Source organism: Streptomyces sp. CNQ085 (genome assembly GCF_022614595.1).
GTDB lineage: Bacteria > Actinomycetota > Actinomycetes > Streptomycetales > Streptomycetaceae > Streptomyces.
This window is the reverse complement of record NZ_JAJFAU010000062.1, coordinates 11,082-26,643: the sequence shown is the minus strand read 5'-3', so window position 1 is coordinate 26,643 and position 15,562 is coordinate 11,082. Positions and strand designations below refer to the sequence as shown.

Below are 15,562 nucleotides of genomic sequence, written 5' to 3'. Positions count from 1 at the left end.
CCCTGGACGAACCGCTCCAGCTACTTCTGCCCACGCTGCCAGCCCCCGCCCCGCCTGGCGCGCTGAACACCGCCCGCCGCCCGGACGGGGCGACGGGGTCCGGACGCCCCGCGCCGTCGTGTCCGGCATCCGGGGGTTTCTCGCGCCCGACCCGGGCGCGCGACGGGGCATCGCAGGAGAATGCCCCTTATGGGGTGATATGGATCTCGTCGGAAGAGTGACCAGGATCCAGGGAGGCATCCCATGCGCACAGCCTCGCGCCTCACCGGGGCCGTCGCGGTCATGGCCGCGCTGGCCGCGGTCACCACGGCCTGTGTCGGAGCGGCGGGCCGCGACGACGCCGCGGTGGTCCGGGCCTCGTGGGGAGACCCCCAGCACCCCCTGGAACCCGCCAACACCAACGAGGTCCAGGGCGGCAAGGTACTGGACATGATCTTCCGGGGCCTCAAACGCTACGACCCCGGGACCGGCCGCGCGGTCAACGCCGTCGCCGAGTCGATCACCACCGATGACCAGCGGAACTTCACCGTCAGGCTGGAGGAGGGCTGGGAGTTCAGCGACGGCACGCCGGTCACGGCCGAGTCCTTCGTGGACGCCTGGAACTACGGCGCCCTGGTCACCAACAACCAGGTCAACTCGTACTTCTTCCAGTACATCGAGGGGTACGAGGACGTCCATCCCGCCGAGGAGGGCGCCCGGCCCGCGGCCGAGACCATGTCCGGACTGGCGGTGAAGGACGAGCGCACCTTCACGGTGGAGCTCAGCCAGAAGTTCTCCCAGTGGCCGGAGACCCTCGGATACAACGCCTACGCGCCGCTGCCCGAGTCGTTCTTCACCGACCGTGAGGAGTGGCTGGCCAAGCCGGTGGGCAACGGCCCGTACAAGATCGACTCGTACGCCAAGGGCCAGAGCATGAGGCTCTCCAGGAACGACAACTACAGCGGGACGGACAAGGCCCGCAACGAGGGTGTCGAACTGCGGGTCTACACCGACACCAACACCGCCTACACCGATCTCCAGGCCGGCAACCTCGACGTCGCCGACGACATCCCCGCCTCCCAGCTGAAGAACGCCGAACGCGACCTGGACGGCCGCTACGTCAACCAGTCCGCGGGCATCATCCAGACCCTCACCTTCCCCCTCTACCGGGAGCAGTGGCAGGGCGAGGACGGACGCAGGATCCGCCAGGGCATCTCCATGGCGATCGACCGGAAGCAGATCACCGAGCGGATCTACCACGGCACCCGCATCCCGGCCACCGACCTCACCTCACCCGTGCTCGGCGACGGGGGCGGCTACAGCGAGGGGCTGTGCGGACGGACGTGTGACTACGACCCGGAGCAGGCCAGGAAGCTGATCGAGGAGGCCGGCGGTCTGCCGGGTGGCGGCATCACCCTCACCTCCAACGTCGACACCGGCTCCCACCGGCAGTGGATGGAGGCCGTCTGCAACAGCGTCAACAACGTGCTGGACGACAACGGCGCCTGCCGGGTCAAGCCGGTCGGCACCTTCGCGGACTACCGCGAGGACATCACCGCCGACGAGATGACGGGGATGTTCCGGGCCGGCTGGCAGATGGACTACCCGCTGATCCAGAACTTCCTCCAGCCGCTGTACTACACGGACGCCTCCTCCAACGACTCCGGCTACAGCAGCGAGGAGTTCGACGAGCTGATGGACCGGGCCAACGCGGCCGAGCGCTCCGAGGCCGTGAAGCTCTTCCGGGAGGCGGAGAAGGTCGTGCTCCACGACCTCCCGGCCATCCCGCTGTGGTACCAGAACGGCACCGCGGGCTACTCGGACCGGGTCGAGGGCGTCAGGCTCAACCCCTTCTCGGTACCGGTATTCACCGAGATCGAGGTCGCCTGACACCCGCCGTCCGCCGCCCGAACCCCGGCCCGACGAGGAGGTCCGCCAGTGGGGCGCTACGTCATCCGCCGGCTGCTCCAGATGGTCCCGGTGTTCGCCGGGACGACCTTCCTGATCTTCGTGATGGTGTACGCGCTGGGCGACCCGGTCGCAGGCCTCTTCGGCGACCGGGCGCCCGACCCGGCCACCGCCGCCCGGCTGCGCGAGGAGTTCGGCCTCGACAGGCCGCTGTGGCAGCAGTACCTGCTCTACCTGGGAAAGATCTTCACCGGCGATTTCGGCACCGCCTTCAACGGCAGGCCCGTCACCGAACTGATGGCCACCGCGTTCCCGGTCACCGTACGGCTGATGCTGGTCGCGCTCCTCATCGAGACGGTGATCGGCGTCGTACTCGGAGTGGTGGCCGGACTGCGGCGCGGCCGGAGCGCCGACACCTCGGTCCTGATGCTGACCCTGCTGGTGATCTCGGTGCCCACGTTCGTCACCGGCGCCACGCTCCAGTTCCTGCTCGGCGTGAAGTGGCCGGTGGTCAGCCCGGCGGTCAGCGCGGACGCCGCCTTCGGCGAACTGCTGCTGCCCGGGATCGTCCTCGCTCTGGTCTCCCTGGCCTACATCGCCCGGCTCACCCGCACCTCGGTGGCGGAGAACACGCGGGCCGACCACGTCCGCACGGCGGTGGCCAAGGGGCTGCCGCGGCGCCGGGTGGTCACCCACCACCTGCTGCGCAACTCCCTGATCCCCGTGGTCACCTTCCTCGGCGCGGACATCGGCAGCCTGATGGCGGGTGCCCTGGTCACCGAGCGGATCTTCAACATCCAGGGCGTCGGGTACCAGCTCTACCAGGGCGTCCTGAGACAGAACTCCCCGACGGTGGTCGGCTTCGTCACGATCCTCGTCCTGGTCTTCCTGGCGGCCAACCTGCTCGTCGACCTCCTCTACGCCGTGCTCGACCCGAGGATCCGCTATGCCTGAGTCGTCCGTGCGCAGCCACCCTGAGGAGCCGCCGCCCGTCCCCGCCGGCGGTGAGGGCGGCCCCACTGGTCCGGCCCCGGACGGGTCCGGCCGCAGGAAGGAGGAGCGGACGCGAGGCCTGTGGGCGGACGCCTGGTACGACCTGCGGCGCGACCTCGTCTTCGCCGTCTCCGCCCTGCTGATCCTCTTCCTGTCGGCCATCGCCGTGTGGCCCGAACTGATCGCCACCCGCGACCCGCTCTCGTGTGACCTGGGCAGGGCGCTGGGCGGTCCCGCGCCGGGGCACTGGTTCGGCTTCGACGCCCAGGGGTGCGATGTCTACACCCGCACCGTCCACGGAGCCCGCGCCTCCATCGCGGTCGCCGTGTGCGCCACTCTGGGGACCGCCCTCGTCGGCGGAGTGCTCGGCGGGCTCGCTGGTTTCTTCGGGGGGTGGGCGGACGGGGTGCTCTCCCGCGTCACCGATGTCTTCTTCGGGATCCCGATGGTGCTGGGCGGCCTGGTTTTCCTGGCCATGGTCAGGGCCGAGGGCATCTGGCCGGTCGTCTGGGTGATCGTCGCGCTGGGCTGGCCCCAGGCGGCCCGTATCGCGCGCGGCTCGGTGATCACCGTCCGGCAGAACGACTTCGTGCAGGCCGCCCGGGCGCTGGGCGCCGGCAGCGTCCGCATCCTGGCGCGCCATGTGCTGCCGAACGCCGTCGCCCCGGTGATCGTGGTGATGACCATCGCGCTGGGCACCTATGTCGCGCTGGAGGCCACCCTGTCCTTCCTGGGCATCGGGCTCCGGCCGCCGACGGTCTCCTGGGGCGTGGCCATCTCCGAGGCCTCCGACGGGATGCAGTTCCGCAACGCGCCGCACATCCTGCTCTATCCGGCCGCCGCGCTGAGCGTCACGGTGCTGGCGTTCATCATGCTCGGCGACGCGGTGCGCGACGCCCTCGATCCCAAGCTGCGCTGAGGGAGGCGTACGTGATTACTGTCGATAAGACCGCGAACGGTCCCGAGGTGCGGGACGGCGAGAGGGAAGGACCGCTGCTGGAGGTCCGTGATCTTCACGTGGAGTTCGCTTCGCGGGACGGTGTGGTCAGGGCCGTCAACGGGGTGAGCTATGACGTGCGTGCCGGTGAGACGCTGGCGGTGCTGGGGGAGTCGGGTTCGGGTAAGTCGGTGACCGCGCAGGCGGTCATGGGCATTCTGGACATGCCGCCGGGGCGGATTCCCAGGGGGGAGATTCTCTTCCATGGTGAGGACATGCTGAGGATGTCGGAGGATCAGCGGCGTGCGTTGCGGGGGCGGCGTATCGCGATGATCTTCCAGGACGCGTTGTCGGCTCTTAATCCTGTGCTGAGTGTCGGTTATCAGTTGGGGGAGATGTTCCGGGTCCATCAGGGGCTTTCGCGGAAGGAGTCGAAGGCGAGGGCGGTGGAGCTGATGGAGCGGGTGAAGATTCCGGCGGCGAGGGCGCGGGTGAATGACTATCCGCATCAGTTCTCCGGGGGGATGCGGCAGCGGATCATGATCGCGATGGCGTTGGCGCTGGAGCCGGAGCTGATCATCGCGGACGAGCCGACGACGGCGCTGGATGTGACGGTGCAGGCGCAGGTGATGGATCTGCTGGCGGAGTTGCAGCGGGAGTATCACATGGGTCTGATTCTGATCACTCACGATCTGGGGGTGGTGGCCGATGTGGCGGACAAGATCGCGGTGATGTACGCGGGGCGGATCGTGGAGACGGCTCCGGTGGGTGAGTTGTACCGGCGGCCGGCGCATCCGTACACGCGGGGTTTGCTGGACTCGATTCCGCGGCTGGACCGCAAGGGGCGGGAGTTGTACGCGATTCAGGGGCTGCCGCCGAGTCTGACGAGCATTCCCGCCGGGTGTGCGTTCAATCCGCGCTGCCCGCGGGCCCAGGAGGTGTGCCGCACCGACTCACCTCCCCTGCACCGGGTCACCGAGCCGGACGGTACGGAGCTGACCGGCCGGGCCAGTGCCTGCCACTTCTGGAAGGAGACCGTCCATGGCTGAGATCAGGAAGACCGACGAGACCGTGGTGGGCAGTGCTTCCTCCGCCCCGGCCGTCTCGACCGCCGAGCGGCCCGCCAGGAGTGGTGAGCCGATTCTGGAGGTGCGGGATCTGGTGAAGCACTTTCCGTTGACGCGGGGGGTCGTGTTCAAGCGGAAGGTGGGTGCGGTGCGGGCGGTGGACGGTGTGTCGTTCGTGCTGCGGCAGGGGGAGACGCTGGGGATCGTGGGGGAGTCGGGGTGTGGCAAGTCGACGGTGGCGAAGCTGTTGATGAGTCTGGAGCGGCCGACCTCGGGGGAGATCCTGTACAAGGGGGAGGACATTTCCCGGTTGTCGGGTCGGGCGTTGAAGGCGGTGCGGCGGAACATTCAGATGGTGTTCCAGGATCCGTATACCTCGTTGAATCCGCGGATGACGGTGGGGGACATCGTGGCGGAGCCGTTCGAGATTCATCCGGAGGTGGCGCCGAAGGGGGACCGGCGGCGGCGGGTGCGGGAGCTGCTGGATGTGGTGGGGCTGAATCCGGAGTACATCAACCGGTATCCGCATCAGTTCTCCGGTGGTCAGCGGCAGCGGATCGGGATCGCGCGGGGGCTGGCGCTGAATCCTGAGGTGATCATCTGTGATGAGCCGGTGTCGGCGCTGGATGTGTCGGTGCAGGCGCAGGTGGTGAATCTGATGGAGCGGTTGCAGGAGGAGTTCGATCTGTCGTACGTCTTCATCGCGCATGATCTGTCGATCGTGCGGCACATCTCGGATCGGGTGGGGGTGATGTATCTGGGGAGGATGGCCGAGATGGGGTCGGATGTGGAGATCTATGATCATCCGACGCATCCGTATACGCAGGCGTTGTTGTCGGCGGTGCCGCAGCCGGATCCGGAGTTGCGGGAGCGGCGGGAGCGGATTCTGCTCAGTGGTGATGTGCCCTCGCCGGCGGATCCGCCGTCGGGGTGCCGGTTCCGTACGCGGTGCTGGAAGGCGCGGGAGCGGTGTGCGCAGGAGGTGCCGTTGCTGGCGGTGCCCGAGCGGTTCGCCGGGGACCGTTCCCCGGCCGCCCACCCTTCCGCCTGCCACTTCGCCGAGGAGAGGGTCCGGGTGGTGGCCGGGGGAGCGCCGACCTGAGGACGCGTGGCCGCACCGCCGGGAAGCGCGGGCAATCGCCTTCCGTGCTTTTTCGGACTCCCCCGAGAACCTTTCGAACCTTGTCTAGTGCGCAACAGGGCTTTTTCTGTGGATTCCTTGTGGGTGATATCGGGAATCAGTGCTCCAGGCCATTTTGACCTCTTGATAAGAGGCTCGTTCCATTGCGAAAGTCCGGGCAGTCGGAAAGGCTTCCGGGCTTTCGGGGGAGAGTGTGAGATGGCTGGTGCGCAGCGCGCCGTGCCGACCGGCCGGTCGCCGGGGCATCTGATGTGGCGGCGCTTCAAGCGCGACCGCACGGGTGTCGCGGCCGTCTGCGTGGTGGCGCCCCTTTTCGCCGTCGGCCTGCTCGCGCCCGTTATTTCCCGGCTGTACGGCAAAGACCCGTACATCCGCTACGCCACGCCCAGTGATCTCCTGAGGAAGGCCACCTGGAGCAGCAGCAGGTTCTCGGCCACCTGCTCCTGCGGGGTCATGTGCGTCACCCCGGACAGTGGCAGTACCTCGTGCGCCCGGCCCGCGGCCAGCAGGGCCGAGGACAGCCGCAGGGTGTGGGCCGCCACCACGTTGTCGTCGGCCAGGCCGTGGACGATCATCAACGGCCGGTGCGGATCGGCCGGCGCAGACAGTCCCTCGTCAGTGACCAGGGAGTTGGCCGTGTACACCTCCGGCCGTTCCCGGGGCAGGCCGAGGTAGCGCTCGGTGTAGTGGGTGTCGTACAGCCGCCAGTCGGCGACGGGCGCGCCGGCCACCGCCGCGTGGAAGACATCCGGGCGGCGCAGTACGGCCAGCGCGGCCAGGTAGCCGCCGTAGGACCAGCCGCGGATGCCGACCCGGTCCAGGTCCAGGGGGTGACTTTCGGCCAGGGCGTGCAGGGCCTCGACCTGGTCGTTCAGGGTGGTGCCCGCCAGATCGCCCGCGACCGCCTTCTCCCAGGCGGGGGAGTTCCCGGGAGTGCCCCGGCCGTCCGCGACCACCACGGCGAACCCCTGGTCGGCGAACCACTGCGAGGTCAGGTGCGCGTTGTGCGCGGCCACCACGCGCCGGCCGTGCGGGCCGCCGTAGGGGTCCATCAGTACCGGCAGCACCCCGTCGCCGTCGCGGTATCCGGTCGGCAGCAGCACCGCGGCCGGAATCCGCCGCGCGCCCGCGCGCAGCAGGCGGGGACGGGCGGTCAGCACGGGCGTCTCGGCATGGGAGGCGATGACGGCCGGCGTGGCCGTGGCGCCCCTGCCGGTCCCGGGCAGGCGCAGTACCTCGACACGGGCGCCGGGACGGTCCAGGGCCGCGGTGGAGAGCACCACGGTGCCCCCGCCGCGGACGGCGGAGGCGATGTGCGCCGCGCCCTCGGGTGAGACCCGTTCCCAGCCGTCCCGGTCGCCGCCGCCGCGGAACCGGGCGCGGTGGACGGCGATCTCGCCCACGGGGGAGTCCTCCGGCGCGTCCGGCCCGGCGGAGGCGGAGAACAGCACGTCCTCGTCGCCGACGTCCAGCACCGCGTGTACGTGCAGGACGGCGGAGGTCAGCGGCCGGTCCCCGACCACCAGAACGCGGGCCCCGGCCTCGTCGGCGATCCGCACCAGGCGCCCGTCGGGCGTCCAGGCGGGCACGCCGGCGAAGAGCTCCAGCCATGCCGGGTCCTCGTCCGCGTGCAGCGGCGCGGTGCGGCCGGTGGCGGTGTCGACGGTCAGGTAGAGGTGGCTGCGCTGGTCGCGCGACTGGACGAGCAGCAGGGGCGGCCCGGCGGCCGACCAGTGGACGCGCGCGAGGTAGGGGTGGCTGACGCGGTCCCAGACCACCTCGGTGCGGCCCGCCCCCCCGGCTCCCGCGCCGAGTCCTTCCCCGTCCCCGTCCCCTTCCCCGACCCCGATGTCGAGCAGATGGAGCGTCACCTCGGCGTTGTCCGTGCCGGCGGCCGGATAGGCCACCTCGGACGGCTCGCTCCCGGGGTTGGCCGGGTCGGCGATCCACCAGCGCCGCACGGGCGAGTCGTCCACCCGGGCGGCCAGCATCCGGGTGCCGTCCGGGGACCACCAGAAGCCCCGGGAGCGGTCCATCTCCTCGGCCGCGACGAACTCCGCCAGCCCCCAGGTCGTACGGCCGTCGCCACGGCTCCCCCCGGCCCCGGCCAGCGCCCGGTCGTTCCCGCCGTCGCGGTCCACCACGCGCAGGACGCCGTCCGCCACATAGGCGACGCGCCGGCCGTCGGGGGAGGGGCGGGGGTCCACCACCGGGGTGGGGGTGGGCAGCTCGCGTACGGCGGCCGTGCGCAGGTCGGCGGTGAACAGCCGCCCGGACAGGGCGAAGGCCGCCGTCTCCACCGCGGAGTCGGTCGCGTAGCCGACCACCCCGGCCGACCCCTCGCGGCTCCGCTCGCGCCGTGCCCGCTCCTCGGGCGACAGCTCCTCGTCCGCCCCGCCGAGCAGCCGCGCCGGATCGGCCACCGCCCGCTCCCCGTCCCCGGGCCCGCCGAGGTCCCGCACCCACAGCAGGTTCGCCCGGTCGGTGCCGCCGCGGGAGCGGAGAAAGACGATCCGGGAGCCGTCCGGGGCCACGGTGAAGGCGCGCGGCGCCCCCAGGGTGAGGCGCTGCGTTCTGGCGTACTGGCGTGGAAACGACATGACCATGGGGCGAGCGTACGGCGTCGCGGGGCCGCCTCCCGGCAGTGTGTCCGCCGCCGGCCCCGAGCGCCCGCCGGGGGCCTTCCGCACGCCTTCCGGGCAGTCCGGGGAAGGGCATGTGCCCAAGGTCACACAGGTGTGCGCCCCTCTTCTGCACCCGTGCACCGATCCATGCCGACTCACGGAAAGTTATGATCCGTTGCGCATGGTTCGCGATGGGGTATGTAACCTCAGAACCGCCCTGTCATACAAGCGTCCTGATTCCGTGTCGACCGCGCGCTCTTGGAGGTGAACCGCCGTGGCACTCTCGATTTCGGCGGTGGTGCTGCTGGCGATCATCGTCTTCCTGCTGATCAAGAAATCAGGGCTGAAGACCGGACACGCACTGGTCTGCATGCTCCTGGGTTTCTACGTGGCCAGTTCGTCGATCGCTCCCACCATCAGCGAACTGACCTCGAACGTCGCGGGCATGATCGGCAGCATCAAGTTCTGACACCGGCGGCGTAGTCTCGCCCCATGACCGAGCTTCCCCTGCGTCGCCTGATGCTGGTCCACGCGCACCCCGACGACGAGTCGATCACCAACGGCGTCACCATGGCCCGATACGCCGCCGAGGGTGCGCTGGTCACCCTGGTGACCTGCACGCTCGGCGAGGAGGGCGAGATCATCCCGCCCGCCCTGGCGCATCTCGCGGCCGACCGCGAGGACGAGCTGGGACCGCACCGGATCGGTGAACTGCGTCACGCCATGCGGGAGCTGGGCATGGCCGATCACCGCTTCCTGGGCGGCCCCGGGCGCTACCGGGATTCGGGGATGTTCGGTACCCCGGCCAATGAGCGCCCCGACTGCTTCTGGCGGGCGGACGTCGACGAGGCGGCCTCCCATCTGGTCGAGGAGATCCGTCAGGTGCGCCCCCAGGTGCTGGTCACCTATGACCCGAACGGCGGATACGGCCACCCCGACCACATCCAGGCCCACCGGGTCGCCATGCGCGCGGTGGAGCTGGCGGCCGACCCCGCGTACCGCACGGAGCGGGACGGAAGGCCCCACCGGATCGGGCGCGTCTACTGGAACTGCGCGGCGCGCTCGGCGGTCGAGGAGGGCTTCGCCCGGCTGCGCGCCGCCGGCGGCGGTCCCTTCCCGGAGTCGGCCTCGGCCGGGGACGTCCCCGGCGTGGTCGAGGACGCGGAAGTGGCCGCCGTCATCAAGGGCGGCGAGACCGAGGCCGCCGCCAAGGCCGCGGCGATGCGCGCCCACGCCACCCAGATCGTGGTGGCCGACTCCCCGTCCGGACCGCCCGGGTCCTTCGCCCTGTCCAACCGGCTCAGCCAGCCCCTGCTGCACACCGAGCACTTCCGGTCGGCGGACGGCGCGGACACTCCGGGTGAGCCGCTGCGCGACCTCTTCGAGGGGCTGGTGGGGGCGGACGGAAGGGCGGAGGAGCCGCGGTGAGGGCACGTGGGGCGCGGGTCGCCGTATACGCGGCACTGGCCGTGCTGGGCGCGGTGGTGGCCGTCGCGGGCACCCTCGTCCAGGCCGGCTGGTTCCCGTTGGGGGTGCTGCTGGCGCTCGGCGGGGCCGTGGCGCTGTTCCTCGGCGGCGCGCGGCTGACGGGCACGAGGATCGGAGCGGCGGCCCCGGCGGGCGGCTGGACGCTGGTGGTGCTGCTGCTGACCACATCGCGTCCCGAGGGCGACTTCGTGTTCGGCACCGGGGGAGGCACCTACTTCTTCCTGCTGGGCGGGATGCTCGCCGCTGTGGCGTGCGCCACGGTCGCGCCTCTCGGGGACTTCCCGCCCGCGGATCTCGTGAAGGGAAGGTGAAACGGCCGGTCGCGGGCCGTTTTCGCCGGTCGGCGACCGGTTCCCGGGCCGCCGGGAATCCGCGCGGCGACATGCCGGCGCGTCATCCGCACACGATCCGCGGGGGCGGTGATCGGGCACTCCCGGGACCCGGGGGGGCGGCCCCCAGTAAGGTGGTGCGCGCCGGCGAGCCGCTCGTGCGAGCCGATCGGAACCATGACGGGCGGCGAATCCAACCGGGAGATCCTGCATTGAGTCGAGAAACTGACAGTTCGTCCTCCGGGCCCCGGGTGAGGGGCGGTGCCGCCCGTCCGCCGGGGAACGACCCGTACGCCGCGCCGGCGGGTGAGCCCGCCGCGCAGCCGGGCGAGCCGAAGACCGAGACCACGCTGACCACCCGCATCCGGATCAACATCCCGGGTTCCCGCCCCATCCCGCCGGTCGTCGTGCGCAAGCCCGTCGGCGAGGCCGGTGGCGAGACCGGCGGTGAGACGCCCGGCGCCGACGGGAGCGTGGCGGGGCCGGGCGGTCCGCCGGACGTCCCGGGCGGCGCCGTGCCGTCCACGACGGGCGTGCCGGGGCCGAACGGGGAGCCGGCCGGGCCCGGTTCGGGAGGAGCCGCGGCCAACGGCGGCGGAAAGCAGACCAGTTCGTGGTTCGCCCCGCGCAAGCCCCCGTCCGGCGGCGGCGTACCGGGTGCGCCCGGCGGCGCGAACGGCGTCGCGCCCTCCCCGGGGGCCGCATCCCCCCCTGCACCGCCGCGGCAGCGCACCGACACCCCGCCGCACGGCTTCCCCGCCGACCGGGCGGACGTCACCGGCCAGATCGGCGCCGTCCGACCTGGCGGCGCCCCGTCGCACGGCTCGGAGGACACCCCGTCGCACGGCTTCCCCGCTCCGCCGCCGTTCCGGGGCGCGGGTCCCAGCGGGCCGACCACCGGGCCGGCCACCGGCGACATGCCGCTGCTGCCCCCAAGATTCCGGCAGCAGGACGACACCCCGCCGCCCGGCCCCGGCGACACCGGGCCGCGGCCCACCGTGTCCGCGGCCCCCGGTCCCGCCACCGCGCCCAAGCCGCCGCACACCGGTGGACCGGCGCTCGACCTGGGAGGCCCCGCAGACGAGCCCGGCTTCCCGGCGGATCCGGCGGCAGCCCCCGTCGCGGCCCCGGGCCCCGGTCCCGCCGGCGGCAGGGTCTCCGGCGACACCCTGGTCAGCGGTATCCCGCGGGTGCCCGCGGACGGTGACGACGGTCGGCCCGCGCCCTCGACCGGGGAGCACGACGGCCGGCCACCCGCGCCGGCCCCCGCCAAGCGGGGCCGCCCCAAGCCGGTCCTGCTCGGCGTCGCCGCCTTCGGCGTGCTGGGCGTGGCGTACGGCGCCGGTCTGCTGATGGACCACGCCGACGTGCCCAACGGCACCACCGTGCTCGGCGTGGAGATCGGCGGCACCGGCAAGGACGAGGCGATGGACAAGCTCGACGCCACCCTCGGCGAGCGGGCCCGCACACCGCTGGTCCTCGAGGTGGAGGGCGAGCAGAAGACGCTCAAGCCGAGCGTCGCGGGCCTGTCGCTGGACACCGAGGACACCGTGCGAGGCGCCTCGGGACGGGACTACAACCCCGTCTCCGTCATCGGATCGCTCCTCGGCGGCGCCCGGCAGGCCGAGCCGGTCTTCAAGGTCGACGAGGAGAAGCTCACGGCGGCGCTGGAGGACCTGACCGAATCGTCCGGCGGCGCCGCGCCGCGGGACGGGATGGTGAGGTTCACCGGAGGCAAGGCCGTCGGCGTCCCCGGCGAACCGTACGAGCAGGTCGACATCGACAAGGGCGCCGGCCTGCTGGAGGAGGCCTACCGGACGCAGGTCGCCACCGGCCGGAGCGAGGCGGTCGAGCTGCCGGTCGCCCTCGAGCAGCCCTCGGTCGGCCAGGAGGAGATCGACCGGGCGATCCGGGAGTTCGGCGAGCCCGCGATGTCCGGACTGGTCACGGTGAGGGCGGGCGACAGGTCGATCCCGTTCAGCCCCACCGGGTCGCTGCCGAGGTTCCTCTCCATGAAGCCGGTGAACGGCAAGCTCGTGGACACCTACGATCTCGAGGTGCTCAAGGAGCTGTACGGCAGTACCTTCGACGGCGTCCTGATCGCCCGCGGCAACGGCACCAGGACGCCGGTCACCCCTCAGGATGTCGCGGGCGCGCTGCGCGAGGCGCTCCGGCAGACGGACCCGGCCAAGCGGATCGGTGTCATCGAGCTCGACCCGCGGTAGCCGGAGGCGGCGGGCCCGCTCCCGGCCTCCGGGCGACGCCGTGCCGGCCGGGGTGAACCCCGGCCGGCACGGCGTCAGTTGAGCCGGGAGCGGGCCGCCCGCGCCTCCTGGCGCACCATGGCCGCGGCGTTGGGCTCCATCGCGGCGACCATGTCGGCGTACTCCTCCAGCTCCCGCGCGCCGCCGGTGAAGTCGCCCCGCTCCACCAGCAGCCGCGCCCGCTCGTAGCGCAGCCGGGCCGGATGGTGCGGCAGCAGCAGGGACAGCTCCACCGCCCACAGCCGGACACCGGTGTGCTCGGGACGGGCCGCCGCCCACGCGCGGATGTTGTTCAGCACCCGCAGCACGATCTCCAGGGGACCGGGCGGCTGGAGCATCGCCTCCGACAGCGGGGCCCCCGTCGTGCCCGCCACCAGCAGCTCGGCGTCCTGCCCGGTCAGCGGCAGACCGCCCGCGAAGGGGTCGGCGAGGACGTGCTCGCCGCGGGGGTCGCCGAAGCCGACCACGAAGTGCCCGGGGAGGGCGACGCCGTACACCGGCGCGCCCGCCCGGCGCGCGACCTCCATCCACACCACCGACAGCAGGATCGGCAGCCCGCGCCGCCGTCTCAGCACCTCGCCCAGCAACGAGGACTCCAGCCGGCGGTAGTCGGCGGGCGTGCCGTGGAAGCCGAGGCGCCCGCCGAGCAGCCCTGCCAGGGCGTGCGCCCACTGCGCGGGGGTGCGTGAGGGCGCGTACGGCAGCAGACCCGTCAGCCGGTCCAGCTCGATCTGGGCGGCGTCGACGAGACCGTCCACGGCTTCGCCGCCCTCCGCGCGTACGGCCGGGTCGGCCTCGGCGTCGACCAGCAGGCACAGCAGCGCCAGGTCGGGCCGCTCGGCCCGCGCCGCCCGCGCGAAGCGCTCCCGTACCGAGCCGGCTCCCTCGATGTCCGGACTGTCCATCAGGCCCTCCCTGTCCGGCTCAGCCGCGCGGCGCCCGGCGGTAGTGGTAGGAGTGGTGGTCGGTGAAACCCATCCTGGCGTACATCGCCCGTGCGGCGGTGTTGTCCGGCTCGACCTGGAGGTACGCCGCCGAGGCCCCCTCCGCCAGCGCCGTGCGGGCCAGCTCGGCCATCACCGCCGTGGCCAGCCCCTCGCGCCGCCGCTCCGGGGTGGTCTCGACGGCGGCGAACCCCGCCCACCGGCCGTCCACCACGCACCGCCCGATGGCCGCCGGGGTGCTGGAGGAGTCGTCGCCCGGCACGGTGGCGAACCACACCGACGGGCCGCCGGCCAGTACCTTCAGCGCGTCGTCGGCCGTGTCCGGGGTCCCGCGGCCGTAACCGGACAGCCAGACGGCGTCCGGCCGCCGCGACAGCCGCACCCGGCCGTCCGGCTCGCGGTCGGCCAGCGGCGCGAGCGCCCCGGTGCAGAGGACCGCGAACCGCTCGGCCGTCCAGCCGCGCCGCTCCAGCCCGTCGGCCAGCAGCTCGTCGGCCCCGGCCGCGCCCGTCGCGATCTGGACCAGCGCGGGCAGCCCGCGCCCGCCGTACCAGCGCACGACCTCGGCCAGGGCGGCGTCCAGGTCCGTGCCGGGGTCGCCCAGGGGGAGGACGGAGTTGGCGCGCCCGGTGAAGCCGCCGGAGGCGCGCAGCAGCCATCCGCCCAGGCGGGCGGTCTCCACCGCGGGCCAGCCCCGCGCCGCCGCCTCCGCCAGCTCCCGCACCCCCGCCGCCGGGCCGCGGCGGCGAGCGGGTTCGGCGGGCACGGTCTTCCCCGCCACCAGGGCCGACTCCTCGATCGCCACGCTCTGCCCGCCGCGCCGTGTGACGGAGAGCACACCGTCCTTCCAGGATGTGAGAACACCGACGGTGTCGGTGAAAGCGGCACCGTTCTGCGCGGATCCGGTCAGACTGCGCACGGAGACACGTTTTCCCACGTCGTCGGCGCTGATGCGAAGCTCGAGTCGTCCGCCCATGGTGAACTCCACGATCGTTGCCACCCCTCCTGTTCGTCTAATGCCCGGGAACGGAGATACTAGGGGCGGGCATCGACGACGCCGCGCTCCCGCGCGCCATGCGGCTCAGCCACAACCGGACCGGCTGCCCGCGCCCTACCGAGGAGGAACGACAGCGTGACCTACGTCATCGCGGAGCCTTGTGTGGACCTGAAGGACAAGGCATGCATCGAGGAGTGCCCCGTCGACTGCATCTACGAGGGCCAGCGGTCCTTGTACATCCACCCGGACGAATGCGTCGACTGCGGGGCCTGTGAGCCGGTCTGCCCGGTCGAGGCGATCTTCTACGAGGACGACGTCCCGGAGGAGTGGAAGGACTACTACAAGGCCAACGTCGAGTTCTTCGACGAGCTGGGCTCGCCCGGCGGCGCCAGCAAGCTCGGCCTGATCGAGCGCGACCACTCCTTCGTCGCCGCGCTCCCGCCGCAGAGCCACGACGAGTGACCCCGCGCCACCCGCAGCACTGACCCCGGTCCCGTACGGCCCCGCCGTGCGGGACCGGGGCTTTTCCAGGAAAGAGAGCGAAGCCAAGTGCCACCCCTGTCCTCCCGCCTGCCGGTCTTCCCGTGGGACCGTCTGGAGCCGTACAAGAAGACCGCGGCCGAGTACCCCGACGGCATCGTCGACCTGTCCGTGGGCACCCCCGTCGACCCGGTGCCCGAGGTGGTCCGCCGGGCGCTGGCCGGAGCCGCCGACAGCCCCGGCTACCCGACGGTCTGGGGCACGGCCAAGCTGCGGGACGCGATCGTGGGCTGGAGCGAGCGGCGGCTGGGCGCGCGGGGTCTGGGGCACACCCACGTCCTGCCGGTCGTCGGCTCCAAGGAACTGGTGGCCTGGCTGCCGATCCAGCTCGGCATCGGTGGGGGGCCCGCC

At 72.2% G+C, this 15,562-nt stretch carries 13 protein-coding genes and 2 pseudogenes; 12 read left to right on the top strand and 3 right to left on the bottom strand.

The features are described from left to right. Nucleotides 1–243: 243 nt before the first annotated feature. The 6 genes and pseudogenes from LJ221_RS13000 to LJ221_RS12975 all read left to right on the top strand — a co-directional run. Nucleotides 244–1,869, top strand: a complete 1,626-nt coding sequence (locus LJ221_RS13000; protein ID WP_241716523.1) for an ABC transporter substrate-binding protein — start codon at nucleotides 244–246, stop codon at nucleotides 1,867–1,869. Between the two features lie 48 nt (nucleotides 1,870–1,917). Next, the gene (locus LJ221_RS12995) at nucleotides 1,918–2,841 is read left to right on the top strand and encodes an ABC transporter permease (protein ID WP_241716521.1); all 924 of its coding nucleotides are present in this window, start codon (nucleotides 1,918–1,920) and stop codon (nucleotides 2,839–2,841) included. Next, entirely contained in the window at nucleotides 2,834–3,799 is a 966-nt protein-coding gene (locus tag LJ221_RS12990) for an ABC transporter permease (protein WP_241716519.1), read from the top strand. The genes LJ221_RS12995 and LJ221_RS12990 overlap by 8 nt, the downstream gene beginning before the upstream one ends. Before the next feature lie 11 nt (nucleotides 3,800–3,810). Beyond that, nucleotides 3,811–4,866 (top strand): ABC transporter ATP-binding protein, encoded by a 1,056-nt coding sequence (locus LJ221_RS12985; protein ID WP_241716517.1) that lies wholly within the window; start codon nucleotides 3,811–3,813, stop codon nucleotides 4,864–4,866. Then, entirely contained in the window at nucleotides 4,859–5,986 is a 1,128-nt protein-coding gene (locus tag LJ221_RS12980; protein WP_241716515.1) for an ABC transporter ATP-binding protein, read from the top strand. The genes LJ221_RS12985 and LJ221_RS12980 overlap by 8 nt, the downstream gene beginning before the upstream one ends. A gap of 237 nt (nucleotides 5,987–6,223) precedes the next feature. Continuing rightward, nucleotides 6,224–6,418 (top strand): annotated as a pseudogene (locus tag LJ221_RS12975) (ABC transporter permease); the annotation flags it as partial. Here the strand turns inward: LJ221_RS12975 and LJ221_RS12970 are convergent. Next, nucleotides 6,400–8,625, bottom strand: coding sequence for a prolyl oligopeptidase family serine peptidase (locus tag LJ221_RS12970; protein WP_241716514.1), 2,226 nt, complete (start codon nucleotides 8,623–8,625; stop codon nucleotides 6,400–6,402). The pseudogene LJ221_RS12975 and the gene LJ221_RS12970 sit on opposite strands and share 19 nt — an antisense overlap. Before the next feature lie 298 nt (nucleotides 8,626–8,923). Here LJ221_RS12970 and LJ221_RS12965 point away from each other — a divergent pair, with 298 nt between their 5' ends. The 4 genes from LJ221_RS12965 to LJ221_RS12950 all read left to right on the top strand — a co-directional run bounded on the left by LJ221_RS12965 (nucleotide 8,924) and on the right by LJ221_RS12950 (nucleotide 12,691). Then, on the top strand, nucleotides 8,924–9,118 hold the full coding sequence (locus LJ221_RS12965; protein ID WP_241716512.1) for a hypothetical protein: 195 nt from the start codon (nucleotides 8,924–8,926) through the stop codon (nucleotides 9,116–9,118). Between the two features lie 23 nt (nucleotides 9,119–9,141). After that, nucleotides 9,142–10,077, top strand: coding sequence for an N-acetyl-1-D-myo-inositol-2-amino-2-deoxy-alpha-D-glucopyranoside deacetylase (mshB, locus tag LJ221_RS12960; RefSeq protein WP_241716510.1), 936 nt, complete (start codon nucleotides 9,142–9,144; stop codon nucleotides 10,075–10,077). Next, nucleotides 10,074–10,448: a DUF6113 family protein gene (locus LJ221_RS12955; protein ID WP_241716508.1), complete on the top strand. Its 375-nt coding sequence runs from the start codon at nucleotides 10,074–10,076 to the stop codon at nucleotides 10,446–10,448. Before mshB ends, LJ221_RS12955 begins: the two co-directional genes overlap by 4 nt. Nucleotides 10,449–10,717: 269 nt before the next feature. Further along, nucleotides 10,718–12,691, top strand: coding sequence for a peptidoglycan binding domain-containing protein (locus tag LJ221_RS12950; RefSeq protein ID WP_241716506.1), 1,974 nt, complete (start codon nucleotides 10,718–10,720; stop codon nucleotides 12,689–12,691). Nucleotides 12,692–12,765: 74 nt separating this feature from the next. Here LJ221_RS12950 and LJ221_RS12945 read toward each other — a convergent pair whose 3' ends face one another. Both LJ221_RS12945 and LJ221_RS12940 read right to left on the bottom strand, forming a co-directional pair. Then, nucleotides 12,766–13,635 (bottom strand): transglutaminase-like domain-containing protein, encoded by an 870-nt coding sequence (locus LJ221_RS12945; RefSeq protein ID WP_241716504.1) that lies wholly within the window; start codon nucleotides 13,633–13,635, stop codon nucleotides 12,766–12,768. A 19-nt stretch (nucleotides 13,636–13,654) separates the two neighbouring features. Next, entirely contained in the window at nucleotides 13,655–14,662 is a 1,008-nt protein-coding gene (locus tag LJ221_RS12940; protein ID WP_241716529.1) for a GNAT family N-acetyltransferase, read from the bottom strand. Nucleotides 14,663–14,806: 144 nt separating this feature from the next. On the opposite strand from LJ221_RS12940, the gene fdxA reads away from it, so the two are divergent. Further along, the gene (fdxA, locus tag LJ221_RS12935) at nucleotides 14,807–15,133 is read left to right on the top strand and encodes a ferredoxin (protein ID WP_241716502.1); all 327 of its coding nucleotides are present in this window, start codon (nucleotides 14,807–14,809) and stop codon (nucleotides 15,131–15,133) included. An 87-nt stretch (nucleotides 15,134–15,220) separates the two neighbouring features. Next, a pseudogene (locus tag LJ221_RS12930) lies at nucleotides 15,221–15,562 on the top strand (succinyldiaminopimelate transaminase); the annotation flags it as partial.

Bases quoted from the DNA above. Each gene is read 5' to 3' on its own strand.
- LJ221_RS13000 (WP_241716523.1), top strand. From the start codon at position 244: ATGCGCACAGCCTCGCGCCTCACCGGGGCCGTCGCGGTCATGGCCGCG.
- LJ221_RS12990 (WP_241716519.1), top strand. From the start codon at position 2,834: ATGCCTGAGTCGTCCGTGCGCAGCCACCCTGAGGAGCCGCCGCCCGTC.
- LJ221_RS12980 (WP_241716515.1), top strand. From the start codon at position 4,859: ATGGCTGAGATCAGGAAGACCGACGAGACCGTGGTGGGCAGTGCTTCC.
- LJ221_RS12970 (WP_241716514.1), bottom strand. From the start codon at position 8,625: ATGTCGTTTCCACGCCAGTACGCCAGAACGCAGCGCCTCACCCTGGGG.
- mshB (WP_241716510.1), top strand. From the start codon at position 9,142: ATGACCGAGCTTCCCCTGCGTCGCCTGATGCTGGTCCACGCGCACCCC.
- LJ221_RS12945 (WP_241716504.1), bottom strand. From the start codon at position 13,635: ATGGACAGTCCGGACATCGAGGGAGCCGGCTCGGTACGGGAGCGCTTC.